A 25949-nucleotide genomic window follows, 5' to 3' on the forward strand; every position below is an offset into this window, starting at 1 on the left:
CTCCACGAACATAATGGACTGATACAATGGCCAAAGCCGCAAACATCAAGATCAAGCTTCTGTCGACCGCCGACACCGGTTTCTTCTACGTCACCAGCAAGAACAGCCGCACCAAGACCGACAAGCTGTCGTTCCGCAAATACGATCCGGTCGCCAAGAAGCACGTCGAGTTCAAGGAAACCAAGATCAAGTAATCTAATCTGCTTTCCTGCCTAGACAAAAACGCCGCCCCGTGGGCGGCTTTTTTGTTTTCAAAGCTCGAAAAGTCCAGAATTTCCAATGCTTGGCGCAGAGACTTGATGTTATTTTGAGAATGGGGGCCGGCCGGCGTTTGGCAGCGGTACGAGGAGGCCACTATGTGCCAGCGCCGGCCGGCCGACCCCACGGACCCAGGAGATGCGGCGGACCTGAATCATGGGGTATTCTTCGGATCGATCCGGCGATCTGCCCTCGCGCCGGTCCCGTCATCGGCCTGCACATTTGCGCAACAGCCTGCGAAAATCAACAATTTCTTAACCAAGCCCGGCGAATCGCTTGCGTTAAGGTAAATTCGTAACCCTGTCACATTGACAGGATAATCGGACTTTTACGCCGCCTTGGCGACGACCCGGTTGCGGCCGGCGCTCTTGGCTTCGTAGAGCGCGAGGTCGGCCCGCTTCATCAGCCCGGCAACCGAGTCGACACCCTTCAGCACCGACGACACGCCGACGCTGACGGTAACCTCGATCGTCTTGCCGTCCTGACCGACGGCAAACGGCATCTGGGCGATTTCGGCGCGAATCCGCTCCGCCACCTTTTCGGCGACGGCGCCGTCCGTGTCCGGCATCACCACGACGAACTCCTCGCCACCGAAGCGGCAGGCGAGATCGATGCCGCGCACATTCTTGCGCAGCCGCCGCGCGAATTCGCGCAGCACCTCGTCGCCGCCGTCATGGCCATGCGTGTCGTTGACGGTCTTGAAGCGGTCGAGATCGGTGATCATCACCGACAGCGGCCGCCGCCGCGCCACGGCGCGGTCGAACAGTGTCTGCAGATGGCTGTCGAGGTAACGGCGATTGTGCAATCCCGTCAGCGGGTCGGTCACCGCCATCTCGATGGTCTGGGTGACGCTGGCGCGCAACTGGTCGTTGTAGCGCTTGCGGCGCACCTGCGTGCGCAGCCGCGCGGTCAATTCATGCTGGTCGATCGGACGCATCAGATAATCGTTGATGCCAAGCTCGAGGCCGCGGACGATGCGTCCCTCCTCACCCTGCTCCGCCAAAAGGATGATCGGCACGAAACGGGTGCGATCGAGCGAACGCAGTTGCGAGCAGAGCCTGAGCGGATCGAAATCGGCAAAACCCGTCGAGATCATCACGCATTCATAGGGCGTCTCGGCGGCCTGGAAGAAGCCGGCATGCGGATCGGTGGCGATGTCGAGGTCGGCGCTGCTGCGCAGCATCTTCTGGACGCGCTCAATGGAGGATTTGCGCTCGTCGATCAGCAGAACCTTCGGCGTGGTGTCCGCGGACGCGAAGTTGCGGCTCAACAGCTCCTCGATGCCGATATTGCGCGTGGTCGAGGCGCGCAGGCGCAGCTCATCGGTCAAAGTCTTCAGCCGGACCAGGCTTTTGACGCGGGTCATCAACTGCAGATCGTTGACCGGCTTGGTCAGAAAATCGTCCGCACCGGCCTCGAGGCCGCGCACCCGGTCCGAAACCTGGTCGAGCGCGGTGATCATAACAACCGGGATGTGCGACGTCGCCGGATCGCTCTTCAGCCGGCGGCAGACTTCGAACCCGTCCATGTCAGGCATCATCACGTCGAGCAATACGACATCGACCTTGCCGTTTTCACAGGTCTCGATCGCGTCCGGCCCGTTGGTGGCGGTCAGCACCTCGAAATATTCGGCAAGCAGCCGGACCTCGAGCAACCTGACATTGGCAGGGATGTCGTCGACGACGAGGATCCGTGCAGTCATCTCATAAAGCTCCGGCTCGGCTGGAAGGGCGCATCAGGCGTCGCCCAGGTAGGATTTGATGGTTTCGATGAAACGCGGCACCGAGATCGGCTTGGAAATATAGGCTTCGCAGCCACCCTGGCGGATACGCTCCTCATCGCCTTTCATCGCGAATGCGGTGACGGCAATGACCGGGATGACATGGAGGTCGTCGTCCTCCTTCAGCCATTTGGTCACTTCCAGCCCCGACACTTCGGGCAGCTGGATGTCCATCAAAATGAGGTCCGGCTTGTGCAGTCGCGCCAGATCCAGCGCTTCCAGACCGTTGCGCGTGCGTACCGTCTCGTAACCGCTCGCTTCAATGAGGTCGCGAAAGAGCTTCATGTTGAGCTCGTTGTCCTCGACGATCATGACCTTCTTAGGCATCAAATTCCCGTCCCGGCCTGCCTTCCGCTCGAAGGATGCCGCCATGCGCCCTCGCCGGTACGCACCAAACCCTGCTCAACTCTACCGCGAGATAATTGACGAAACGGAAACCGGCTGCCGGAAAAGCTTCGGATTTCACCGCGAACTCCGCATTGCAGAGACAGATGGCTTGCCGCAGGCGACGCTTGCGATTACTGCCAAAAACAGACTCATTCAACCCACAAGAAGGTAGTGATGGCAAACCCAGGGTCAATGCGCGAGGAAGCGGAAACCATTGCCGTCAAGGCATTGGGCTTCGTCGCCGCCGATCCGGAACTTCTGCCCCGCTTCCTGGCGATCACCGGCATCGAGGCGCATTCGATCCGCCAGGCCGCCGGCGAGCCGGGATTCCTGGCCGGCGTGCTGCAGTTCATCCTCGCCCACGAGCCGACGCTCATGCGGTTCGCGGCGGAAACCAGCACGCCGCCGGCTTCCGTCGGCAAGGCGCTACGGGCGCTGCCGCTTGGCGACGACGACCATGAGCATTCGATATAAGCGACGATCGGATCGCCAAAACGCCTACGGCGTCGCTTCTTCTTCGCCGTCGTCGCCTTCATCATTCGCAACCGGATCGGCCGGCTTCACCATGACACCATTGACGGTGACCGAACCGTCCGGCTTGCCGTTGACGACCCATTCGATGCGGCCGTCCGGCAGCGTCTTGCCGAATCCCTTGATCGCAAGCGCCACCGGCACATATTGCGCGGCTTCCGGCTCCGACTTCGCCGCCGCCTGCAGGCTTTCCACGATCCTGTCATAGCCTGCGATATCGATGGTCACATTGGCCTCCGGCTTCATGCCGGCGAACGTCATCTCGCCTTCCATCGCGATTTCCATATCGCCGTTTTTCACCGTGCTGTGGCCGATGACAAATTTCGGCATCTTGGCCATGAAATCAGCGGTCAAGGTGTCGCCGAAGTCGGCCGGCAGCGGTGGATTCTTGTTCAGATCAAAGGCTTCGATCGCCTTTTTCGCCATGCTGTCGAGATCGATATTGGCGCCGCCGAAACTCAGATTGACATCGGTCGGCAGCAGCGCCGTGCTCCAGGCGGGCGCGAGATTGTCAGGGATCTTCAGTCCCGCGGCCCTGATCGAGTAGTTGATTGCTCCGTTCTGGGCGATGCCGTCGGTCCCGAAGCCTGTGTCCAGCTCAGTCGCCCCGAAAAGCCCGACTGGGCTTTCGACGGTGAGATCCTTGAACCCGTAGGTTCCGTCGATCCGCTCCCACAGCGGCAGCGCGGCGAGCAGCAGCGATTTGAGCTGCGCCTGGTTGGCCTTCAGTCTGGCCTCGTCTTCATTGGCGACGGCAAATGCCAGCAGATCGAGAAGCGGCCTGGTCCGCACGCCTTTGCCGGTCGCGTTCACCGACAGCTTTGGCGATTTGATCGTGAGCGGGAATTTCAGCCCGCTCTTGGGATCGTCAAAGTCGAGCGCTTCGGCGAAATCGGCGAGCGACTGCGTTGCGGTAAAATCCACGCCGCCATTCACAGCTTTGCTTGCGTTCATGGTGGCCGTACCGGCGCCGGTGCTCACCTTGGCGCGCTGCACGGCGTCCCGGGAATTCATCGTCATCCCGGCTATCGACTGTGTGGCGCTGGTGAAAGCCGCGAGTTCGGGATCGTAGACGCCGGAAAACTTGCCGTTTGTAATCGAGAACTCCATGCTCTGCGGGCCCTCTGGCCCCTTGAACTCGAAGGACCCGCTTTGCGACACGTCCGCCGAGACGCTCCATGTCCCGTTGCTGCCTGGCTTGACGAGCAATGCGTAGGGGCTGAAGTCGAACTTGAAGGAATTCTGCGCCGCCAGCAGGTCGACGACAGGTTTGAAGTCGACGGCGAGTTTATAGGCGTCGCCTTCCACCGAAACCTTCAGGAAGCCGCTGTCGATCGCCTTGCTGCCGAAATAGCGGGACAGATTTTCGGAGAGCTGCTTGGCACCCTCGCCGTCGACGGTCTGGCCGAAGGCAGGCGCGCTGAGCGCGAGGACAAAGACGGCCGGCAGAACACGATTCACGCAGAATCTCCGTTGCTGTTTCTGTGGTAAAAACTCCAGCCGCAACCGTAATCGGAAACCGTTGGGGTGCAATCCCCTCGTTGGGGCTGGAAGCCGGTCTATAACCAGCCTTCGCCCTCCGCGCTATCCTCCGGCATCGACAGTGGAGCTTCAGGTCGCCTTCTTCGACGTGACGAGGCAAGCGGCGCTGGCATTGAGCAGGCCCCAGCCGAAGACGTCGTCCTTGCCCGGCGCGCCGAGATCTTCCGCCGACTTGCCGAGCGCGTCTTGAATGTCGGCTGCGGTGGCGTTGCTGTTTGCCGATTTCATCAAGGCAGCGGCTGCGGTGACGAAGGGCGCCGCGAAGGAGGTGCCGGTCTTCGGCCGTGCGCCGCTGACCGACGCGGCCGTCCACACTTGGACGCCGGGAGCGGCCAGGTCGATATGCTCGCCGCGGCCGGCGCGCCTGTATGGGCGTTTCATGCGGTCGACCGCCGTCACCGCGATCACTTCAGCATAGGCCGCCGGATAGGCAGGCCCGGCTTTTGGGCCGCCATTGCCGGCGGCGGCGACGATCACCATGCCGCGTTCGGAGAGTCTTCGGACAACCTGCTCGAGAAGCGCATTCGCAGGACCCGACAGGCTCATATTCGTCACCTGCACGCCGCGCGCCGAAAGAAGATCGAGCGCGCGAAGCAGATCGTAGGCGTCCGAGCGGTCATCCTGGCGATCGCCCCGATGAAACGCATCGACCGCGATGAGCCTGGCGTGCGGCAGCAGGCCGGGAGTACGGCTGTCGGCGCCGCCGACAAGCAGGGCCGCGACGGCGGTGCCGTGCTGGCGGCCGGACTCGGGAACGCCGTCGTCCGACAGGCGAAGAACTTCGACCCGGCCTTTCGAGAAGGCGTCATGCGCAGGATTGATCGCGGTGTCGATAAGGCCGATCGTGACATTGCCACCGCAGCCGGCTGGCAGTCCGCTACCGGCCGGCCAGCCGATCAGGCCCGCGGCGGCGCAGTGCGGCCCGGCACATTCAGCTTCCTGTCCCGGCCGGTAGTAATGCACGAAATCTGCCGTCGACTGCGGAGCGGCATCGATGACAAGATCGCGCGCAGCCTCCAGCGGCATGTTGGGTGGAATGCGCAGCCGAATCAGCTCCGATCCAAGAAGCTGAATGTCGGCACGGTCCAGTACGGTGAAGCCGGTTGCCTGAAGCCGACCGATCTCAGCCGAACTCAGCCCGGTCGCCACGATCTGGCCCGGTACCCGAGACGGCAAAGGGGCGGCTGGCCGTTGCGCGCGCCTGCCGCTGCGCCTTGGCGGGCGCGGAAGAAACCGATCCGTCAGCGCGCGAAACAGGTTCGGGCCGGTCGATCGGCTGGACGTCGTTCGCGAGCCACCGGGCGAAGCGCCGGACTGACCGCCGTCATCACCACCGCCATCGTCGCCACCATCGTCACCGCCACCGTCGTCATCGGCCAACGCCGATCTTGGTCCGAACTCGCCGAGCGCGAGCTGGCCGCCCGGCGCCTGAGGATCGACGAGCAATGCGACGGCGACCCAGAAAAGCAGCAGGGCTTTTGGTCTCAACCAGGAGGTGGCGCGCATGGTCTCCCTCACATTTCCGGCCATCGCCGATTTTCAACATCGCGAGGCTAGCGGAGCTGTCTGGCAATAAGCTAGCCTTGCGAGGAACGGGCGCGGGGCCGCTTTATTCCAGAACCTGGAGCAACATGCCGGAAAAAGCCGACCGCGTCCAAGATCAGCTTGTCGCTTTTCTGCCGAATCTGCGCCGGTTCGCGATTGCGCTGTGCCGGTCCCGCGACATCGCGGACGATCTTGTCCAGCGCGCCTGCGAACGGGCGCTCGCCAACGAGCAGCGTTTCGAGCCAGGGACGCGCTTCGACGCGTGGATGTTCACGATCCTGAGAAACCTGTGGATCGACGACATCCGCAAGCGCAAGGTCGCCGGCCCGCAGGACGATATCGACGGGCGCCATGACATCGCCGGCGTTTCCGGTGAGCGCGAGATGGAGGCGCGGCTGGCGCTGAACAGCGTGGCGCAAGCCATAGGCGATCTCGCCGCCGACCAGCGCGACGTGCTGCTTCTGGTCTGTGTCGAAGAGCTTTCCTACAAGGAGGCCGCGGAAGTCCTTGCCGTGCCGATCGGGACGGTGATGAGCAGGCTGGCCCGGGCGAGGAGGAATCTGGCGGAGGCGACTGGAATAACTTCGGCGCCCACCCGTTCTCCGGTCACAAAAGGGGCTGCAAAATGACCGAAGAGACTTTTTCGGACGAAATCCTGATGCGGTTCGCCGACGGTGAGCTTGATCCGGACATGGTCGCCAGGATCGAGCAGGCGATGGAAACGGACGACCGTCTGGTGGCCAGGATTGCTGTGTTCATCGAAACCAGAGCGCAGGCGCAGGCCGCGCTGAAGCCGCTGCTCGACGAGCCGGTTCCCGAAAAACTTGTCGCGGCCGTCGAGCAGATGATCGAGGCCAGGCGTGCCGGCGAGAAAGCGGCGACGGCATCGATACTGCCCTTCGGCAACAGGCGCTTGGCAGGGCCTGCTTCGAGGTCTCGATGGATGCTGCCAATTGCCGCCTCTCTCGCGGCGGCAATTGGCGGCGGGCTCGCCGGCTATTGGGCAGCAGGCAGCAACGAACGCACGCAGGGCGGCTTGTGGGTTGCCGGCGTCATCAGGCCGGGCCTGGCCCAGGCCCTTGAAACGGTCGAGTCCGGCAAGGAGATCAAGCTCGCCGGGATCAGCGACCGGTTTCGGGCCATCGCTACGTTCCGTAACGATTCGCAGGATTTGTGCCGCGAATTCGAGGTCGACTCGCAGGACCGCTCCACGGTGATGTCGGTCGCCTGCCGTTCCGGCGACGAATGGCGCGTCAGCTTCGCGGTCGTGGCGCCGGGCGACGCCGGAGGCTATGCCCCGGCCTCGTCGACCGAAGCCCTCGACGCCTATCTTTCGGCGATCGAAGCAGGCGCTCCGATGTCAGCCGAGGAGGAAGTCAAAGCGCTGGACGAGATCCGTCAGAAGGACCGGAAGTGAAACTGCGACGGCCCGGCTGCTCTGACCCCGCTTGCTCTGGCCCGGCTTGCTCTGAAATGGAATCCAACTTTCTTTGAATGGAATAAAGCCGGCGATCGCCCGTTACTCCGCCGGGCCGCAACTGCCGGTCCGGTCTGAAACAAGGAGTAACTACCATGACAAGACACTGGAAGCTCAAGTCGACACTGGTCGCAGGAATGGCAGCGCTCGCGAGCACCACGGCGCAGGCGAAGGAGTCTCCCGCGGGGGCGCCGGAAACCGAGCGTCCGCCGGCGGCAATGTCCAGCCAAAGCGACGGTTCCTTCATCGTCGCTGGCAACAGCTCTTCAAATTCGAGCTCCAATTCGTCGTCCAACGGTTCGTCGAATTCCAGCTCTAATTCGTCGAGCAATTCGAATTCGAACTCGTCTTCGAACTCCAGCTCCAATTCCTCGAGCAACTCGAATTCGAACTCATCGTCGAACAGTTCCTCCAACTCGAACTCGAACGGTTCGGATCGCGGCTGGTCGCGCAACTGGCGGCGTTGACATAGGCCGGACGATAGAGCGGCGGCGCGCTTCGACTTGTGTCCGCCGCTCTAAACTATCGAAAGACAAACGGGGGCCAGCCGGCCCCCGTTTCGCATTCGCTGGCGATTGGCATAGGCCACCACGAGTTCGTAATCTTAGGGTGGAGCAAGGAGCGAAGCGACGCGGTGCAGACCCTGGGATCCATTCCGTGACATCCGCCGAAGAATGCAGAATAAAAGCGCTCTGTAGCGATCCTTCGCGCCCCCCTCTGTCCTGCCGGACATCTCCCCCACTTGGGGGGAGATTGGCAGCTTCGCGGACAGCATTCTTTTTGCAACGCTGGTGGTTGGCGAAATCAGTGATGAAGGCCAATCTCCCTCCTTGTGGGGGAGATGTCCGGCAGGACAGAGGGGGGCGCTGTCCCTCGGCGATCAAAGGTTCTGCACCGCAGCAGCGCTCCAAGGTAACGGTATGTATCCCAGGGGTCTGCGTCGCTTCGCCCTAGGATGACGAGGGAGGGGTGTTTTCGGCCAATCTCAAAAGTCTGCGATTCGGCTGAAAGGGATTGTGCACGTTCGCTGCCGACCGCCCCCGATGCGTCAAGACAGAGCGACGGTTCGCTTCGACTTGAAAATCATCCGCGCTTGGCAATCCACAAGGAAACGGGGCCTAGCGGCCCCGTTTTCGTATTCTTCTCCAGAAAAAGTCTAGCGGGCCGCGCGGGCCCATTTGCGATACCAGCCTTCGCTGGCAATCGTGTTGCGGTAGACCGTTTCGCGCTCGGTCGCCTCGGCTCCGGTCTCCGCCTGGATCTCGGCCTTGAGCGCCGCATCTTCGCGGCGAAACGGTATGACCTGGACCAGCGGCGTTCCCTTTTCGATGACGTAGAGGCCATCCGGCGCCGTCGCAAAGAACGGAAAATGGATGTGGGCTGCGTAGGTGTCGGTATCGACGATGCCGGCGACGCATTCAAAAGGCTGAGCCGGCCGATTGAGCGGCGGCAGGAACAGACAACTCCAGCCCGGCGGGGTACGGATCGACCAGTAATTGTGAAACTTGCATGGCGGTGCCGGTTCCTTCGGATTGCCGGCGACCTGATGGGCGCCATGATTGCTCACCATCACCCTGTCGAACTCCCAGCCGGCATCGACGGCGCTGCCGCCATCCTTGACCTCAAGGCGGACGGTCGCCGCGAGCGGCAGGATCCAGCCGGTTGTCATCGCGTCGAGAAACGGCATGCAGCGCTTGACGGTCAGGCCATTGTTGGTGGCCGAGGCTTGCTGCGCATCGACCGGCGGCAGTTTGCGGAACCAGTCCGGCAGGACCGTCTTGGCCGCCACTGGCGGCGCGATGACGCCATGATCTTCCGGCCGACAGGCAAACCGGATCGAGCGAGAGGTCTTCTGAGAAGTCTGGGAAAAATGAAACATCGATGGCCTCCATGGAAAAATCCGAGGAGGAACGGGCCGCAGCCGGATTTATTCCCGGATGGGCGTCTGATATGCAGGCCGACTACGATAGTTCGGTCGCCGCGGCGCGCACAGCAGCGTTGTCTAAAGCACCAATCGCATCAGCGGCCGGCCCGCCTTGCGCTCGACCAGCCTCTCGAAACCGGCTTTCTCGAAGACCCGCGACGAGCCGACGAACAGCCCGATCGAACGCGAATCTCTCGACAGGTCGATCGGACATGCCTCGACCAGCCGCGCGCCATTCTGGCGAGCAAATTCGATCCCCCCTTCGACCAGCCGGTGCGTCACGCCCCTGCCGCGCGCCTTGACGCGGATGAAGAAGCAGGAAATCGCCCAGACGCCCGGATCGGTGGCGTCGGCGGGATCGACCGGCGCCGACCCCCTGCCCTTGTTGTTCCATTCGGGCACGTCGGCGCGCGGGCCGATCTGCATCCAGCCGACCGCCTTGCCATCCTCGAACGCCAGCACGCCCGGTGGCGGCCCGGCCTCGATCCGCGCCTTGATGTGGTCCTTGTTGCGTTCCCGGTTGCTGGCGCGGCGCGCGGCCGGCGACAGCCGGAAATGCGTGCACCAACAGCCGTAGCAGGCACCCTGCTTACCGAAAAGATCTTCAAAATCCGCCCAAAGCTCGGGCACCAGCGGCGCTATGGTCGTATTCACGAACTCTCTCCCGGCCCACCGCCTTGTCGTGGCGTCCGTCCTGACGTACCATTGCTTTTGTTCTCTTTATGTTCGCAGCGATGGCGGTTCCTGTCAACAATCCCGATCACGGTTTTTGCCGCGACTGCCTGACCTTTCAGCGCGGTGCGGTACGGCGCTGTGAGCGCTGCGGCAGTCCACGGCTGGCCCGCCATCCGGAGCTCTACCGGCTGCATCTCGCCCACATCGACTGCGACGCGTTTTATGCGGCGGTCGAAAAGCGCGACAACCCGGCGCTGAAGGACCGGCCGTTGATCATCGGCGGCGGCAAGCGCGGCGTCGTCTCCACCGCTTGCTACATCGCCCGCATCCACGGGGTGCGCTCGGCGATGCCGATGTTCAAGGCGCTCGAAGCCTGTCCGGAAGCGGTCGTCATCCCGCCTAACATGGAAAAATATGGTCGCGTCGGCCGCGAGGTGCGCGCCATGATGCAGGCGCTGACGCCGCTGGTCGAGCCGATCTCCATCGACGAAGCGTTTCTGGACCTTGCCGGCACCGAGCGCCTGCATGGCTTGCCGCCGGCGGTGGTGCTGGCACGCTTCGCGCTCGAGGTGGAGAAGGAGATCGGCATCACCGTTTCATCAGGCCTTTCCTACTGCAAGTTCCTGGCCAAGGTGGCGTCGGACTTTCGCAAGCCGCGCGGCTTTTCGGTGATCGGCGAGGCCGAGGCGACCGGCTTCCTGGCCGAGCAGCCGGTGACGCTGATCTGGGGGGTGGGAAAAGCCTTCGCCGCCACGCTTGAGCGCGACGGCATCCGCACCATCGGCCAGTTGCAGCGCATGGAGCGCGGCGACCTGATGCGCCGCTACGGCGTGATGGGCGACCGGCTGTACCATCTTTCACGCGGCGAGGACGACCGCCGCGTTCACCCCGACCAGGATGCGAAAAGCGTCTCGGCAGAGACCACTTTCGACACCGACATCGCCTCCCCCGAGCAACTGGTTTCGGTGCTGAGAGCGCTGTCGGAAAAAGTCTCGGGGCGGCTGAAGAAGTCCGGCATTGCCGGGCGCACCGTCGTGCTGAAGCTGAAGACGCAGGATTTCAAGACCCGCACGCGCAACCGGCAGCTCGGCGACCCGACACGGCTGGCCGACCGCATTTTCTCGACCGGGCTCGAGCTGCTGCGCAAGGAGGCGGACGGCACCAGATACCGGCTGCTCGGCATCGGCGTCAGCGACCTCTCGAAGGACGAAAAGGCCGATCCGCCCGACCTCGTCGATATCCAGTCACGCAAGCGTGCCATGGCCGAAGGCGCGATCGACACGCTGCGCGACAAGTTCGGCCGCAGGGCGGTGGAGACCGGCTACACCTTCGGCAAGGGCCGCAATGCCCACCCGCCCGAGCCGATCGAGGACTAGTTTTAGTTTGAGCTAAGCATGACCCCGAACCGAGATTGGCTTCCCCTTCTCCCCTTGTGGGAGAAGGTGGCCGCGAAGCGGCCGGATGAGGGGTGTTCCAGCTTGGCAACGCCGGCACTCCGTCCAACACCCCTCAACCGTCTCGGCGCTGCGCGCCGATCCACCTTCTCCCACAAGGGGAGAAGGCAAGACCGCGCTTCAGGTGCGTCGCAGATCGATCCGGCTGGTCGTCACGCGCTCGCCGGTTTTTGGGTCGACGTCGATAACGGTCAGCCGCATGCCGTCCTCGCCGTTTTTCTCGACGGTCATTTGCGCGGTACGATCGCCGTTGACCTCCTTCGCCCAGCGGATGCCGAGATTGATCGCATTGCCCGAGCGCCTGCCGCTGAGCTGCGCCGGTCCGGTGCGGGATCCGACATAGGTGCCGGTGTACTTCGTCCCGCTGGACCTCAGATCGGCACTGATGGCGCGCGTCACCACGACGAGACCGCGGCAGGTGCCGTCCAGCGACAAGGAACTCGATGTCGCGTCGGAATTGAAGCGGCAGGAGACGTTCACCGTCGGCGCCTCGGTGGTTACCTTGACGGTGCCCTTGCCGGCAAAATTCCCCTCGAACGAGCGAAGAAAATCGGCCTCATCGGCATGAGCCGCGCCGGCGGCAGCCGCCAGGCAGCCGGCAAGTGCAAATCGTGCACATGATTTCATTGGATCTCTCCCCTTGATCTGGCTGTTGGACCAACGCTCGCCGTGACGGCAGGTTCCGCCTTCAGCATGACCGTTTTGCAACGCGCCGCTCTGGCCCAGCCGAATGCGTCGACTAGCGGTTGCGGTGAAAGTCCCGACTTGCGACATAGCGCGCATGGCACCCTCGCCCTCGATCCCCAAGGCTGCGTTCTGGATGGCGCTGTCGATCGCATCGTTTCTGACGATGTCGGTCGCCGGCCGCGCCACGACGGCCGAGCTCAATGTCTTCCAGGTGCTGGAGCTGCGCTCGGTGATCGGCCTGTTCATCCTCCTGCCGCTGGTGATGATGTCAGGCGGTTTTGCGGCGATGCGCAGCATACGCCCCACCGCCCATATCGCCCGCAACGTCGTCCATTTTGTCGGCCAGGCGGCATGGCTCTACGCCTTGACATTGATCCCGCTGGCCGTGCTGATCTCCATCGAATTCACGACGCCGATCTGGACGGCCATTCTGGCGGTCGGCTTTCTTGGTGAAAGACTAAGCCGGCCCAGACTTGCAGCGATCGTGCTCGGGCTGATCGGTGTGCTGATCATCGTCCGCCCGGGCGTCGGCTCGGTCGATCCGGGACATGTTGTCGTGCTGGGTGCCGCGGTCTGCTTCGGCATATCCGTGGTCCTGGTCAAATCGCTGACGCGGACGGACAGCGTCGTGTCCATCATCTTCTGGATGCTGGTCATCCAGTCCGTGCTCGGCCTTGTCCCGGCGCTCTACGAATGGCGCAACCCGCCGCTCGAACTGTGGCCGTGGATCCTGCTGATCGCCTTCACCGGCATGTCGTCGCATTTCTGCATGGCGCGTGCACTCGCCTATGCCGACGCCACCGTCATCTCGCCGATGGACTTTTTGCGCGTGCCGCTGTCGGCGCTGATCGGCTGGCTGCTGTATCAGGAGCAGATCGACGCCTTCACCGCCGGCGGCGCCTTGCTGATCCTGCTGGGCAATCTGCTTAATCTGCAGAAAAAGGCGACCAAACCAGCGGAAGTGGCAGCGTCTTAGCATTTTGCAGCCAAACGGCTTCGTTTGGCGTCCGACAAAATGCGTCAAAGCAAAGAGCTACCGCGCGGTTTTGTTTCCACAAAACCGCGCTTAGCCTCGCATTTCAGTCGCCTTCGTCGGGTATGTTGAGGAGATGCCCGCAGGCCTTGCAGTGGACGGCGTCGGCTTCATGCCGCTGAAGGCCGCATTGCGGGCACGGGAAGAAGACCTTGTTGGGACGGAAGAGCGCCTGTGCCAGCCTGACGAACAGCGATATGCCGATGATCATGGTGACGATCGCGGTGAGCTTGCCGGCTATTCCCGGCAGGACGATGTCGCCGAAGCCGGTCGTGGTCACCGTGGCGACGGTGAAATACAGCGCATCGACATAGCCTTCGAGACCGGCCCCGGTGCGGAAGAAGAAGGTGTAGACGAAACCGGTGACGACAAACAGGAATGTCAGGAGATTGATGACTGCATGGCTTGCCTCGCGCCATTTTTTGAGGCCGCGCATCTCGAAAAACCGCCACAGCGCGCCGCTGCGCGACAGCGACCACAGCCGCAATATGCGAAGAAAACCCAAATTGGCCAGCGCCGAAGGCATCAGCAGCGTCAGCAGGATGAAGCCGTCGACCCACGACGTCGGCTGCTTCATCAGGCGCAGCATGTCGTTTGACGCAAGCAGCCGGGCAATCATGTCGGCGGCGACAAGCGCTGCCACTGAATAATCGAGCCAGAGGAACGAGGACGAGTCCTGGATCACCGGTGTGGCGATGAAGAAGGCGATGATGGCAAGGTCGATGATAACAGCCGCCAGCTGAAACCGGAAAGCCGCAGGCGTGCGCCCGTGATAGAGTTTGCGCAATGTGTCGCGCAGCCGCGTCAAGGCTGAAAAATCCTGCACTCCGTCCCTTTTCGGCGCCTTCATGACAACTGCGATAACGCTCGCTGCGACAGCCGTCCAGTGGGCAGAGCAGGGGGAAGCCACTGTGGCTTGAGAACATCCGCAGCGTTCCAGGCCCGGAAAGCAATCAGACCGGTTCCGCCTCGATGATGCTGATGCGAGGTCCGGCTTCAACGATATTGGCGACCCGAAAATCCGACGCCGCAAGCAGCAACCTGAATTCTTCCGCCGTGCGCTCCTGCCCGCCCGGCATGACCAGCATGTTCAGATCGCCGAATTTTGCGACGGCGCCTTCATTGGGCGGCCCCAGAATGCTCTCGAGCACCAGCAGTTTGCCTTCCGGGCGAATCGCCCGGCGGCAGGTTTTCAGGATCCGGGTGTTTGTGTCGTCGTCCCAGTCATGCAAGATCCATTTAAGCACAATCGCATCGGCTCCTTCGGGCACCGAGACGAAGAAATCGCCGGCGACGATGTCGTAGCGATCAGCCACAGCCGCAGCGTCAAAGACCGGGCCGGCCTTCGCCACGACCTGCGGCTGATCGAATAGAATGCCGCGCTGGCCGGGATTGCGGCGGAGGATTTCGGCAAGCAGCGCGCCCTGCCCGCCGCCTACATCCATAACGACAGAGAACCGCCGGAAGTCATAGGCCGCGAGCACCGCGCCGGCGACGCCACGCGACATCGCCGTCATCGCCCGGTCGAAAACGACGGACTCTTCCGGATGCTCTGCCCGGTATTCCCAAACGCCCTTGCCATAAGCGTGGCGAAAGGCGTTTTCGCCGGTGCTGACACTGTGCAGCAGATCGCTCCATGCCTGACGGAAATACGGCCGTCCGGCCAGAATTGCCCACGACGCGACCGAATGCTGAACGTCGGATCGCAACGCGCCGCCAACCGGGGTCAGCGAGAAGGACCGGTCTTCCGCTTCATGGAACACGCCGGCCGACGCAAGGGCGCGCAGCAGCCGGTAGAGCGCCTGCGGATGGGTATTGGTCAGCACGGCCAGTTCGCCGCTGGTGCGTTTTCCGTCCTTGAGATGGTCTGCAATGCCCAGCGTGGCGGCGACGCATATCGCCTGAGATACCTGGAAGCCATTGACCATTTTCTGGAGTTCGGCAGCGGCATCCCGCTCATCCATGACGCACTCCCCCCGGCCGCCAAAAGACCCAGGCCGCCGAGCCCACAATACCAGCGGCATCGTCACCGGGCAATGCGACCGGGCTGGCGGAATACGGTCGTTAGCTCACACCAACTCCACCTCCACCACGCCCGGCACCGCCCGCATGGCCGAGGCGATCTGTGGCGAGACGCGGTAACGGTTGGGCAGTTCGATCTCGACCTCACCCTGCCCCTCGTCCTTGATGACGATAATGCTCACCAGGCTGTCGCCGCGCTGGGTAAGCTGCGATTGAATCGCCGACGCCGGCCGGTCATCCCTGACAAAGATGCGCAAGGCTTTTTGGATGCGGCTTGCCTCGTCCTCCAGCGACTGCACCGTCTGGATGCGCAGATTGACGCCTTCGGGCCTGTCCTCGGCCGAAACTGTGACCACCACCGAACGGCCGGGCTCGAGCAGGTCGCGATATTGCGCCAGACCTTCGGAAAACAGCACGGCTTCATACTGGCCCGACGTGTCGGAGAACTGCACGACGCCCATCTTGTTGCCGGTGCGCGTCTTGCGCTCCTGCTTGGTGGTGACCGTCCCGGCAAGCCGCCCGGCGGCAGCGCCGCGTTTGACGGCGCCCGAGAACTCGGCCCAGGTCTGCACCCGCATCTTCTGCAGCGCCGCCTTGTATTCGTCCAGCGGGTGCGCCGAGAGATAGAAGCCGACCACCTGGAATTCACGGTGCAGGCGGTCGGCGGCAAGCCACGGGTCGGTCGCCGGCAGGTTGAGCGCCTGCGACTGCGCGCCGAGCGAGGCGCCGAAAATGTCGTGCTGGCCCGACATTGCATTCTGCTGCGCAAGCGACGCCAGCCCCATCATCCGCTCGACGCCCGCCATCATCGCGGCGCGGTCGTGACCGAAGCAGTCGAGCGCGCCGGCCATGATCAGGCTTTCGAAGACGCGCTTGCCGACGATCTTCGGGTCGACCCTTTCGCAAAAATCGGCGAGGTTCTTGAACGGTTTTTCGCCGCGCATGGCGACGATATGCTCGACCGCCGCGTCGCCGACGCCCTTGAGCGCGGCCAGCGAATAGAAGATCCGGTTCTCCGCGACTTCGAAGGCGCGGAAGCTTGATATCACCGACGGCGCCACGACATCGATACCGAGGCGCAGCGCATCCTGGCGGAAATCGGCGAGTTTATCGGTGTTGCCCATGTCGAGCGTCATCGACGCGGCCAGGAATTCGACCGGGTAGTGCGCCTTCAGATAGGCCGTCTGGTAGGAAACGACCGCATAGGCGGCGGCATGCGACTTGTTGAAACCATAGTCGGCGAACTTAGCCAGCAGGTCGAAGATGAAGTCGGCTTGCGGCTTGCCGACGCCGCGCTCGATCGCGCCCGAGACGAAGCGCTCGCGCTGCTTGTCCATTTCGGCGCGGATCTTCTTGCCCATGGCGCGGCGCAGCAGGTCGGCTTCGCCCAGCGAATAGCCGGCAAGCTCCTGCGCGATCTGCATCACCTGTTCCTGGTAGACGATGACGCCTTGCGTCTCCTTCACCAGATGGTCGATCTTCGGATGGATCGACGCCATCTCCTCCTCGCCGTGCTTTCTGGCGTTGTAGGTCGGGATGTTCTCCATCGGGCCCGGCCGATAAAGCGCGACCAGCGCAATGATGTCCTCGATGCAGTCGGGCCGCATGCCGATCAGCGCCTTGCGCATGCCGGCACTTTCCACCTGGAACACGCCGACCACTTCGCCGCGTGACAGCATGGCATAGGTGTCGGGGTCGTCGAGCGGAATGTGGGCAAGATCGATCTCGATGCCGCGGCGGCGGATCAGCTTGACCGCGGTCTCCAGCACCGTCAGCGTCTTCAGGCCGAGGAAGTCGAACTTCACCAGGCCGGCCTGCTCGACATACTTCATGTTGAACTGGGTGACCGGCATGTCCGAGCGCGGATCGCGGTACATCGGCACCAGCTCCCACAGCGGCCGGTCGCCGATGACGATGCCGGCGGCATGCGTCGAGGCGTGGCGGTAGAGCCCTTCCAGCTTCTGCGCCATGTCGAGCAGCGTCTGCACGATCGGCTCGCGCTCGGCCTCCTCGGCAAAGCGCGGCTCGTTGGCGATGGCGTCGGCGAGCTTGACCGGATTGGCCGGGTTCGACGGCACCATTTTGCTGAGCTTGTCGACTTGGCCATAGGGCATCTGCAGCACGCGGCCGACATCGCGCAGCACCGCGCGGGCCTGCAGCGTGCCGAAGGTGATAATCTGGCCGACCTGGTCGCGTCCGTATTTCTGCTGGACGTAGCGGATGACCTCCTCGCGCCGGTCCTGGCAGAAATCGATGTCGAAGTCGGGCATCGACACGCGGTCGGGATTGAGGAAGCGCTCGAACAGCAGCGAGAAGCGCAGCGGATCGATGTCGGTGATGGTCGTCGAATAGGCGACCAGCGAGCCGGCGCCCGAGCCGCGCCCCGGCCCGACCGGAATGCCCTGCGCCTTCGCCCATTTGATGAAGTCGGCGACGATCAGGAAGTAGCCGGGGAATTTCATCTTCTCGATGATGCCGAGCTCGAATTCCAGCCGTTCGCGATATTGCTCGACCGTATAGCCAGGGGCCAGGCCGTGCGCGGCGAGCCGCGCCTCCAGTCCTTCATGCGCCTGTCTGGCAAGCTCCTGCGCCTCCGCCTTCACCGCCGCGTCGGCGTCGGCGACATCGCCGCCGGCAAAGCGCGGCAGGATCGGGTTGCGGGTCTTGGGATAGTAGGAGCAGCGCAGCGCGATCTCGACGGTGTTGTCGATCGCCTCCGGCAGATCGGCGAACAGCCTCGCCATCTCGGCCTGGCTTCTCAGAAAATTGTCGGGCGACAGCCGCCGGCGATTGTCGACGGCGACGACCGACCCTTCGGCGATGGCGATCAGCGCATCATGCGCCTCATAGTCGTCGCGCGAGGAGAAAAACGCCTCGTTGGTGGCAACCAGCGGCAAGTCATTGATATAGGCGAGGTCGACTGACGATTTCTCGATGGCCCGGTCATAGCCGGAAACCCGTTCCAGCTCGACATAGAGCCGGTCGCCGAACAGCGCCTTGAGCGCCAGAAGCCGCGTCTCGGCGAGGTCGCGGCGGTCCTCTTTCAGCGCGTTGCCGATCGGGCCGCGCGGGCCGCCGCTGAGACAGATCAGGCCGTCGCAATGGCCTTGCAGCATGTCGGTCGTCAGATGCACGGCCTCGCCGGGCGGCGTTTCCAGATAGACCCGGCTGACCAGCCTGACCAGATTGCTGTAGCCGGCCTCGGTCGCCGCGATCAAAACCACCGGCCGCATTTCCGGACCTTGCCGCCTGCGGTCGCGCTGGCTGTCGCTGGCTTCACCGGAAAAAGCGAGAGCGGTCTGGCAGCCGATGATCGGCTGGATGCCCTCCTTCACCGCCTTTTGCGCAAATTCGAGCGCGCCGAACAGATTGTTGGTGTCGGTGACGGCAATGGCCGGGGCGTCATCTTTGACCGCATGGCCGACAACCGTGCCCAGTTGCAAGGCGCCTTCGAGCAGCGAATAGGCCGAATGCACGCGCAGATGAATGAACGGCCGCGCCGGCGCTTCCGGCCGCGACGCCTTCACAAAGGCCTCGCGCCGCAACGGATCGCGGGGAAGTGTCTCATTCGCCATTTTTTTATCGCCGTTTGAGAGGACTCAGTCGATGAGGATGTATTGTCCGGCACCGGACGATGCGAGTCCAGCGACAGGCGCCGTCGGCGAAGCTGCCGATCTCCCCCCTTGCGGGGGAGATGCCCGGCAGGGCAGAGGGGGGTGCTGTCCCTCCGGCCTGTCAACCAAGCGGTATCACGCCCCCAGGCTCGTTCCAGTGGGAATGAACTAAATCGAGAGTTCGCGATCCTTCACACCCCCCTCTGTCCTGCCGGACATCTCCCCCGCAAGGGGGGAGATTGGCCGTCATCGCGGCTTTCGCCAATCTCCAAAGTCCCAGACCGGCGTCGAGCATGATTTTTCAGCCTCACGCAAATTCCATGATCACCGCGTCGACGGCGAGACTGTCGCCCGGTTTTGCCTTGAGTTTCGACACGGTGAGATCGCGCTCGGCGCGCAGCACGTTTTCCATCTTCATCGCCTCGACGACCGCCAGCGTCTCGCCGGCCTTGACCTCCTGCCCTTCGGCAACGGCGATCGACACGACAAGGCCGGGCATCGGGCAGAGCAACATCTTCGACGTATCCGGCGCCACTTTTTCCGGCATCAGCCTTTCGAGTTCGGCGGTGCGCGGCAGCATGGCGCGTGCGCTCACCGACATGCCTTTCCAGGCGACGCGAAGCCCGTTCAGCACCGGCCTGACCTGCGCAGCGATCCTTCGGTCGCCGACCATGCCGCGCCAGACGAGATCGCCCGGACGCCAGTCGGAGGCTACCGTCAGCGCCTTGCCGCCGTCGATCGACAGACCGAGCTCCATCGGAATGGAGATCATGCCTTCGAGCACCGAGGCTGAAAGATAGTCCTTGCCGATCTTGATCACCCAGTCGCGTTTCAGGACACCCGAATGCGGCGCCAGCCGCCCGCCGAGCCGGTCGAGCCGGTCGCGGCGCAGCAGTTCGACCGCGGCGGCGATCGCTGCGAGAACGGCCTTTTCCTCGCTGTCAGGCACGATCGGCGCGAAGCCGTCGGGATATTCCTCTGATATGAAGGCGGTCGATATCCGCCCTTCCCGCCAGCGCGGATGCTGCATAAGTGCTGCCAGGAACGGCATGTTGTGCTCGATGCCGTCGACGACAAAACTGTCGAGCGCTTCCGACATGGCGTCTATTGCCGCGAGCCGAGTCGGCGCCCAGGTGCACAGCTTGGCGACCATCGGGTCATAGAACATCGAGATTTCCGAACCCTCGGTAACCCCGGTATCGTTGCGGACGACGACGTCGCCGAACTGTCCCTCTTGCGGTGGCCGGTATCTCGTCAGCCGGCCGATCGACGGCAGGAAATTGCGATACGGGTCCTCGGCGTAGAGCCGGCTTTCCACCGCCCAGCCGTTCAGCTTGACGTCGCTTTGCTTGATGGCGAGCTTTTCGCCGGCTGCTATGCGGATCATCTGCTCGACCAGGTCAATGCCGGTGACGAGCTCGGTCACCGGATGCTCGACCTGCAATCGTGTATTCATTTCAAGGAAATAGAAGTTCTTTTCACTATCTACGATGAACTCGACCGTGCCGGCGCTCTGGTAGTCGACCGCGCTGGCCAGCGCCACCGCCTGCTCGCCCATGGCTTTCCGGGTCCTGGCGTCGAGGAAAGGTGAAGGCGCCTCTTCGACGACCTTCTGGTTGCGGCGCTGGATCGAGCATTCGCGCTCGCCGAGATAAAGCGCATTGCCATGCGCGTCGGCCAGCACCTGGATCTCGATGTGGCGCGGATCGACCACGAACTTTTCGATGAAGACGCGGTCGTCACCGAACGAGCTTTTGGCCTCCGACCGCGCCCGGTCGAACCCGTCGCGCACCTCGGCCTTGCTCCAGGCGATGCGCATGCCCTTGCCGCCGCCGCCGGCCGAGGCCTTGATCATCACGGGATAGCCGATCTCGCCGGCTATTTTCTCGGCATGACCGGCATTCTCGATGACGCCGAGCCAGCCGGGCACCGTGCTGACCCTGGCTGCATTGGCGAATTTCTTCGATTCGATCTTGTCGCCCATCGCCCTGATCGCTCCGGGTTTCGGGCCGATGAAGACGATGCCTTCGTTCTCCAGCGCTTCACAGAAGGAGGCGCGTTCGGATAAAAACCCGTAGCCGGGGTGCACGGCTTCAGCACCCGTCGCCTTGCAGGCGGCGATGATCTTCTCCGGCACCAGATAGCTTTGTGAGGCCGGCGAAGGCCCGATATGGACAGCCTCGTCGGCCATCTCGACATGCACGGCGTCACGATCGGCGTCCGAAAAGACCGCGACGGTGGCGATGCCCATCTTGCGCGCCGTCTTGATGACGCGGCAGGCGATCTCGCCACGATTGGCGATCAGGATTTTTGTGAACATGCGGGTTTTGTTCCCTCGGCTGCCTTTCTTTTATGGGCTTGGCCCGGCCGGTCAAGGCACGTAGGCGCATATCCGGGCGCAAGTCGCCTGGTGACGACCAAAACCCGGCACCGAACTGTCAATTCGTCCCATAGTCCAGAACCTGCAGATACGCTAAAGCTCGCCTCGATTGCCGATTTGGCTTGAGAGGAGAGCCCCGATGAAAACCCGTGCCGCTGTCGCTGTCGCCGCCGGAAAGCCGCTGGAAATCCTGGAGGTCGACCTCGACGGCCCGCGAGCCGGCGAGGTGCTGGTCGAGATCAAGGCGACCGGCATCTGCCACACCGACGAGTTCACGCTGTCGGGCGCCGATCCCGAAGGGATTTTTCCGGCGATCCTCGGCCATGAGGGCGCCGGCATCGTCGTCGATGTCGGCAAGGGCGTCACCTCGGTCAAGAAGGGCGACCACGTCATCCCGCTCTACACGCCGGAATGCCGGCAATGCCCGTCCTGCCTGTCCAGAAAGACCAATCTGTGCACCGCGATCCGTGCCACGCAGGGGCAAGGCCTGATGCCGGACGGCTCGTCGCGCTTCTCGATCGGCAAGGACAAGATCTTCCACTATATGGGCTGCTCGACCTTCTCCAACTTCACCGTGCTGCCCGAGATTGCGGTGGCCAAGGTCAATCCCGACGCGCCCTTCGACAAGATCTGCTACATCGGCTGCGGCGTCACCACCGGCATCGGCGCGGTGATCAACACCGCAAAAGTCGAGATCGGCGCCACGGCCGCCGTCTTCGGCCTCGGCGGCATCGGCCTCAACGTCATCCAGGGGCTGCGCCTTGCCGGCGCCGACATGATCATCGGCGTCGACCTGAACAACGACAAGAAGGAATGGGGCGAGAAATTCGGCATGACGCATTTCGTCAATCCGAAGGAGATCGACGGCGATATCGTGCCCTATCTCGTCAACATGACCAAGCGCGGCGCCGACCAGATCGGCGGCGCCGACTATACGTTCGACTGCACCGGCAGCACCAAGGTGATGCGCCAGGCGCTTGAGGCATCGCACCGCGGCTGGGGCAAGTCGGTGGTCATCGGCGTTGCCGGCGCCGGCCAGGAGATCTCGACGCGGCCGTTCCAGCTGGTCACCGGACGCACCTGGATGGGCACCGCGTTCGGCGGCGCGCGCGGCCGCACCGACGTGCCGAAGATCGTCGACTGGTACATGGACGGCAAGATCGAGATCGACCCGATGATCACCCACACGCTGAAGCTGGAGGACATCAACAAGGGTTTTGACCTGATGCATGAGGGCAAGAGCATCAGGAGCGTGGTGGTCTATTGAGAATTTGCGACGTGGCCGGGAGGAAGCAAGGCAATCGCTTTAGGTCTGCGCCGCCCCTCATTGCCCTGCCGGGCATTTCTCCCCGTATAGTGACGGGGAGAAAGACGCCTTCGCAAAGGGATTTCGCCAACCTGCAGCGTGGCAGAAAGCGTGCCGAGGCTGCGGCAAGCTCCCTTCGCCCCGTCACTATACGGGGAGAAGGTGCCGGCAGGCGGATGAGGGGCAGCGCCGACCTTTGACCGCTCGAACATCAATCCAGGCACAATCGCCCGGCTTCATAGGCTTGGAACGAACCATGCCCGCACCCGCCATTTACGTCGATGCCGATGCCTGTCCGGTGAAGGCCGAGGTCGAGAAGGTCGCCGAGCGCCATGGCGTCGTCGTCACCTTTGTCTCCAATGGCGGGCTGCGTCCGTCGCGCGACCCTATGATCCGCAACGTCGTCGTGTCCAAGGGCGCCGACGCGGCGGACGACTGGATCGTCGACAATGCCAAGCCCAACGACATCGTCGTGACATCAGACATCCCGCTTGCCGCCCGCACGGTGGCGCTCGGCGCCCATGTGCTTGGGCCGACCGGACGCCCGTTCACTCCGGAAACGATCGGCATGGCGGTAGCGATGCGCGACCTCAAGCAGCATCTGCGCGAGACTGGCGAAAGCAAGGGCTACAATGCCAGTTTCGCGCCGCAGGACCGCTCGCGGTTTCTTGGCGAGCTCGACCGCATCTTGCGGCGTGCGCTGAAATCCGCCGCACTGGGCTAGCGCTTGACCCCGAACCGGAGGTCAGCGCAGCAAAACCGGAATCGATCTTCGGCATCATGCGCACAGTCAAAAGTGCTATAATGTTCGAGCCCTAAGAGACGAGCGGCGGTAAGACGGACCGCCATCAGAGGCCGGGCCATGACGACCGAGACTCCCCTGAAGACGCCACTGCACCGCCACATGCAGTTCGCGGTGTCGGCCTGCATCGGTGTAGTGGCACTGGCGATCGCGCTGGTCTTGCGCACTCCGCTCGCCTTTTCGATCGGCGCCAATGCGTTTTTCGCCGCCTACACCGTCATCGTCCTCGCCCAGATGCCGCTGCTCACCGGCCGCTTTTTAAGCAAGAACGCGCGGGCCACCGACCAGCCGGTGCTAGTCATCTTTGCGGTGACGCTGATTGTCGTCACCATTGCCATCATCTCGCTGTTCCAATTGATCAATCGCGAGGGCAGCGCGCATCCTGTCGAACTCACCTTCGCGCTGCTGTCGATCCCCCTCGGCTGGTTCACCATCCACGCCATGACGGCGCTGCACTACGCCCATGTTTACTGGGTCAACGATGAAGAGACCGACCCCGGCAGCAAAGCGAAACAGAAAAAGCCGGTCGGCGGCCTCGTATTTGCCGGTAAGGAGCGGCCGGACGGCTGGGATTTTCTCTATTTCTCGACCACCGTCGGCATGACCTCGCAGACCTCCGATACCGCGGTCTCGACCACGCAAATGCGTCACATCGTGCTTTTGCATTCGATCCTGTCGTTCTTTTTTAATACAGTGATCGTCGCCGCCGCGGTCAACCTCGCCGTCAGTCTCGGGAGCCGGTAGCACCGGGCAGTCTGTAATAATTCCGTGATCGGATGAAACATCGCTTTGGCTGGCAACGTATTGGGAGGAGAACGATCGGAAAGGCCGACTGAGCGGCCGGAAGGACGCGAAAAAATGCAATCGGTTGCCAGGAGCCAATCCACTGTCGGGCCAGATACTGCCGCGCCGAAAGATGCAACGCTGATCTACCGGCAGTCGCGCTGGACGCGGCTGACGCACTGGCTTTGGGCCATTTCGCTGTTCTTCATGCTGCTTTCCGGCCTGCAGATCTTCAATGCCCGCCCCCAGCTTTATATCGGCAAGGAATCGGGATTCGCATATAACAACACCATCTTCGCCATCGGCGCCGAGAACACCGCAAACGGCCCGCGCGGCTACACCGAAATCTTCGGCAAGCGCTTCGACACAACCGGTGTGCTCGGCTGGTCGGGGCCGGCGGGTCGGGAGACGTCCCGCGCCTTCCCGTCCTGGGCGACAATCCCCTCCTATTACGACCTCGGCACCGCCCGCGTGGTCCATTTCTTCTTCGCCTGGATACTGTCCACGACCCTGGTCGTGTGGCTGGTCGCCAGCCTGGTCAACGGTCATCTGCGCCGCGATCTTGTCCCGCGCATCGACGATCTCAGGCGTTTGCCGCGAGACATCATCGATCATGCCAAATTCAAGTTTCATCACACGCGCGAATACAACACGCTGCAGAAGATGGCCTATGGCGGCGTGATGTTCGTGCTGCTGCCGCTGATGATCATCACAGGCCTTGCCATGTCGCCGAGCATGAACGCGGCGCTGCCATTCCTCAACGATTTGCTTGGCGGCAGGCAGACGGCGCGGACAATCCATTTCGTCGTGATGCTGCTGCTCGTCGCCTTCTTCATCATCCATATGGTGATGATCTTCGCTGCCGGCCCGATCAACGAGCTGCGTTCCATCATCACCGGCTGGTACCGAACCGATCCGCCGGCGCATGGCAGCAAGACGCCGCAGAGGGGTGCGTGAGATGGCGAAGTTTGTGATCAGCCGCAGAAAATTCCTGACCTCGGCCAGCCTCGGCGTCACCGGCATCATGCTGTCGGGTTGCGATGCATTCGACAGCCAGCTTCGTGTCGGCGACGGACTGCGCAGTTTCCTCGAAGGCGCCAACGGCCTGACCTGGCGCGCGCAGCGCCTGCTCGGCGGCGATTCGCTGGCGCCGGAATTCACCGAAGCCGACATTCGCCAGCCGCAGCGGCCGAACGGCGTCACCGCGCCGGACGACGATGTCTACAAAAGCCTGCTCGCCAACAATTTCGCCGACTGGCGGCTCGACGTCTCAGGCCTCGTCGAAAAGCCGCTGTCGCTGACCCGCGAGCAATTGATGAACATGCCAAGCCGCACCCAGATCACCCGCCACGACTGCGTCGAAGGCTGGAGTTGCATCGCCAAATGGACCGGCACGCCGCTGTCGCTGGTGCTTGATCAGGCGGTGGTCAAGCCACAGGCGCGCTACGTCGTGTTCCATTGCCTCGACACGATCGACCGCAGCCTGTCCGGCGACATCAAATATTACGGCTCGATCGACCTGATCGATGCCCGTCACCCGCAGACGATCCTTGCCTATGGCCTGAACGGCAAGCCGCTGCCGGTCGAGAACGGCGCGCCGCTGCGCGTCCGCGTCGAGCGCCAGATCGGCTACAAGATGCCAAAGTATCTCCGCCGGATCGAACTGGTCGACAGTTTCGCCGCTATCGGCGGCGGCAGGGGCGGCTACTGGGAGGACAATGGCTACGACTGGTACGGCGGCATTTGACG

General features: G+C 63.0%; 23 protein-coding genes. 11 read left to right on the forward strand and 12 right to left on the reverse strand.

Translation table 11 applies throughout. The features are described 5' to 3' along the window. The first annotated feature begins 26 nt into the window (after positions 1-26). Positions 27-194 (forward strand): 50S ribosomal protein L33, encoded by a 168-nt coding sequence (rpmG, locus tag AC0L2V_RS15255; RefSeq protein ID WP_006201775.1) that lies wholly within the window; start codon positions 27-29, stop codon positions 192-194. A 392-nt stretch (positions 195-586) separates the two neighbouring features. On the opposite strand, the gene AC0L2V_RS15260 is transcribed toward rpmG, so the two are convergent. Together AC0L2V_RS15260 and AC0L2V_RS15265 are read right to left on the reverse strand one after the other, a co-directional pair. Then, positions 587-1960, reverse strand: coding sequence for a PleD family two-component system response regulator (locus AC0L2V_RS15260; RefSeq protein WP_023801084.1), 1374 nt, complete (start codon positions 1958-1960; stop codon positions 587-589). Between the two features lie 33 nt (positions 1961-1993). Then, on the reverse strand, positions 1994-2350 hold the full coding sequence (locus AC0L2V_RS15265; RefSeq protein ID WP_287247952.1) for a response regulator: 357 nt from the start codon (positions 2348-2350) through the stop codon (positions 1994-1996). Positions 2351-2599: 249 nt separating this feature from the next. Between AC0L2V_RS15265 and AC0L2V_RS15270 the strand changes: the two genes are divergently transcribed. Beyond that, positions 2600-2899 carry a DUF3572 domain-containing protein gene (locus tag AC0L2V_RS15270; protein WP_091593580.1) on the forward strand — a complete coding sequence of 100 codons (300 nt, stop codon included), beginning with the start codon at positions 2600-2602 and terminating at the stop codon, positions 2897-2899. Between the two features lie 24 nt (positions 2900-2923). On the opposite strand, the gene AC0L2V_RS15275 is transcribed toward AC0L2V_RS15270, so the two are convergent. Together AC0L2V_RS15275 and AC0L2V_RS15280 are read right to left on the reverse strand one after the other, a co-directional pair. Continuing rightward, positions 2924-4417, reverse strand: a complete 1494-nt coding sequence (locus AC0L2V_RS15275; RefSeq protein ID WP_091593578.1) for a hypothetical protein — start codon at positions 4415-4417, stop codon at positions 2924-2926. 150 nt (positions 4418-4567) lie between these two features. Further along, positions 4568-6028, reverse strand: coding sequence for a S8 family serine peptidase (locus tag AC0L2V_RS15280; RefSeq protein WP_236473603.1), 1461 nt, complete (start codon positions 6026-6028; stop codon positions 4568-4570). A gap of 101 nt (positions 6029-6129) precedes the next feature. Here AC0L2V_RS15280 and AC0L2V_RS15285 point away from each other — a divergent pair, with 101 nt between their 5' ends. Together AC0L2V_RS15285 and AC0L2V_RS15290 are read left to right on the forward strand one after the other, a co-directional pair. Continuing rightward, a complete protein-coding gene (locus AC0L2V_RS15285) occupies positions 6130-6672 on the forward strand; it encodes an RNA polymerase sigma factor (protein ID WP_091593575.1) in 543 nt (180 codons plus the stop codon). Then, the gene (locus tag AC0L2V_RS15290; RefSeq protein ID WP_091593572.1) at positions 6669-7460 is read left to right on the forward strand and encodes an anti-sigma factor family protein; all 792 of its coding nucleotides are present in this window, start codon (positions 6669-6671) and stop codon (positions 7458-7460) included. Before AC0L2V_RS15285 ends, AC0L2V_RS15290 begins: the two co-directional genes overlap by 4 nt. Here AC0L2V_RS15290 and AC0L2V_RS15295 read toward each other — a convergent pair. From AC0L2V_RS15295 to AC0L2V_RS15305, 3 genes are all read right to left on the reverse strand, one after another. Beyond that, positions 7420-7935, reverse strand: coding sequence for a hypothetical protein (locus tag AC0L2V_RS15295; RefSeq protein WP_167366420.1), 516 nt, complete (start codon positions 7933-7935; stop codon positions 7420-7422). The two genes, AC0L2V_RS15290 and AC0L2V_RS15295, sit on opposite strands and share 41 nt — an antisense overlap. Positions 7936-8676: 741 nt before the next feature. Further along, positions 8677-9399 (reverse strand): DUF6065 family protein, encoded by a 723-nt coding sequence (locus tag AC0L2V_RS15300; RefSeq protein WP_091593569.1) that lies wholly within the window; start codon positions 9397-9399, stop codon positions 8677-8679. A gap of 123 nt (positions 9400-9522) precedes the next feature. Further along, complete coding sequence (locus tag AC0L2V_RS15305; RefSeq protein WP_473515708.1) at positions 9523-10098, reverse strand: GNAT family N-acetyltransferase; 576 nt, start codon at positions 10096-10098, stop codon at positions 9523-9525. 68 nt (positions 10099-10166) lie between these two features. Between AC0L2V_RS15305 and AC0L2V_RS15310 the strand changes: the two genes are divergently transcribed. Continuing rightward, positions 10167-11495, forward strand: coding sequence for a DNA polymerase IV (locus AC0L2V_RS15310; protein ID WP_091593567.1), 1329 nt, complete (start codon positions 10167-10169; stop codon positions 11493-11495). A 198-nt stretch (positions 11496-11693) separates the two neighbouring features. Here the strand turns inward: AC0L2V_RS15310 and AC0L2V_RS15315 are convergent, their stop codons facing one another. Next, positions 11694-12200, reverse strand: coding sequence for a hypothetical protein (locus AC0L2V_RS15315; RefSeq protein ID WP_091597193.1), 507 nt, complete (start codon positions 12198-12200; stop codon positions 11694-11696). Between the two features lie 154 nt (positions 12201-12354). On the opposite strand from AC0L2V_RS15315, the gene AC0L2V_RS15320 reads away from it, so the two are divergent. Further along, complete coding sequence (locus AC0L2V_RS15320; RefSeq protein ID WP_091597190.1) at positions 12355-13236, forward strand: DMT family transporter; 882 nt, start codon at positions 12355-12357, stop codon at positions 13234-13236. Positions 13237-13339: 103 nt separating this feature from the next. Here the strand turns inward: AC0L2V_RS15320 and AC0L2V_RS15325 are convergent, their stop codons facing one another. The 4 genes from AC0L2V_RS15325 to AC0L2V_RS15340 form a co-directional block, all read right to left on the reverse strand. After that, the gene (locus tag AC0L2V_RS15325) at positions 13340-14143 is read right to left on the reverse strand and encodes a potassium channel family protein (RefSeq protein ID WP_091597187.1); all 804 of its coding nucleotides are present in this window, start codon (positions 14141-14143) and stop codon (positions 13340-13342) included. A 103-nt stretch (positions 14144-14246) separates the two neighbouring features. Continuing rightward, the gene (locus tag AC0L2V_RS15330) at positions 14247-15257 is read right to left on the reverse strand and encodes a methyltransferase (protein WP_473520526.1); all 1011 of its coding nucleotides are present in this window, start codon (positions 15255-15257) and stop codon (positions 14247-14249) included. Positions 15258-15362: 105 nt separating this feature from the next. Next, the gene (gene dnaE / locus AC0L2V_RS15335) at positions 15363-18890 is read right to left on the reverse strand and encodes a DNA polymerase III subunit alpha (RefSeq protein WP_091597181.1); all 3528 of its coding nucleotides are present in this window, start codon (positions 18888-18890) and stop codon (positions 15363-15365) included. 346 nt (positions 18891-19236) lie between these two features. Beyond that, a complete protein-coding gene (locus AC0L2V_RS15340; protein WP_091597179.1) occupies positions 19237-21249 on the reverse strand; it encodes an acetyl-CoA carboxylase biotin carboxylase subunit in 2013 nt (670 codons plus the stop codon). Positions 21250-21448: 199 nt separating this feature from the next. On the opposite strand from AC0L2V_RS15340, the gene AC0L2V_RS15345 reads away from it, so the two are divergent. From AC0L2V_RS15345 to AC0L2V_RS15365, 5 genes are all read left to right on the forward strand, one after another. After that, the gene (locus tag AC0L2V_RS15345) at positions 21449-22576 is read left to right on the forward strand and encodes an S-(hydroxymethyl)glutathione dehydrogenase/class III alcohol dehydrogenase (protein WP_091597176.1); all 1128 of its coding nucleotides are present in this window, start codon (positions 21449-21451) and stop codon (positions 22574-22576) included. A 295-nt stretch (positions 22577-22871) separates the two neighbouring features. Beyond that, positions 22872-23339 (forward strand): YaiI/YqxD family protein, encoded by a 468-nt coding sequence (locus AC0L2V_RS15350; protein WP_091597173.1) that lies wholly within the window; start codon positions 22872-22874, stop codon positions 23337-23339. Positions 23340-23477: 138 nt separating this feature from the next. Continuing rightward, positions 23478-24161 carry a DUF1345 domain-containing protein gene (locus tag AC0L2V_RS15355; protein ID WP_091597170.1) on the forward strand — a complete coding sequence of 228 codons (684 nt, stop codon included), beginning with the start codon at positions 23478-23480 and terminating at the stop codon, positions 24159-24161. 114 nt (positions 24162-24275) lie between these two features. Then, positions 24276-25157 (forward strand): cytochrome b/b6 domain-containing protein, encoded by an 882-nt coding sequence (locus AC0L2V_RS15360; protein ID WP_091597167.1) that lies wholly within the window; start codon positions 24276-24278, stop codon positions 25155-25157. A 1-nt stretch (position 25158) separates the two neighbouring features. Then, positions 25159-25947 carry a molybdopterin-binding protein gene (locus AC0L2V_RS15365; RefSeq protein WP_473520527.1) on the forward strand — a complete coding sequence of 263 codons (789 nt, stop codon included), beginning with the start codon at positions 25159-25161 and terminating at the stop codon, positions 25945-25947. The last annotated feature ends 2 nt before the right edge of the window (positions 25948-25949 follow it).

The organism is Mesorhizobium sp. WSM4814 (assembly GCF_055811595.1).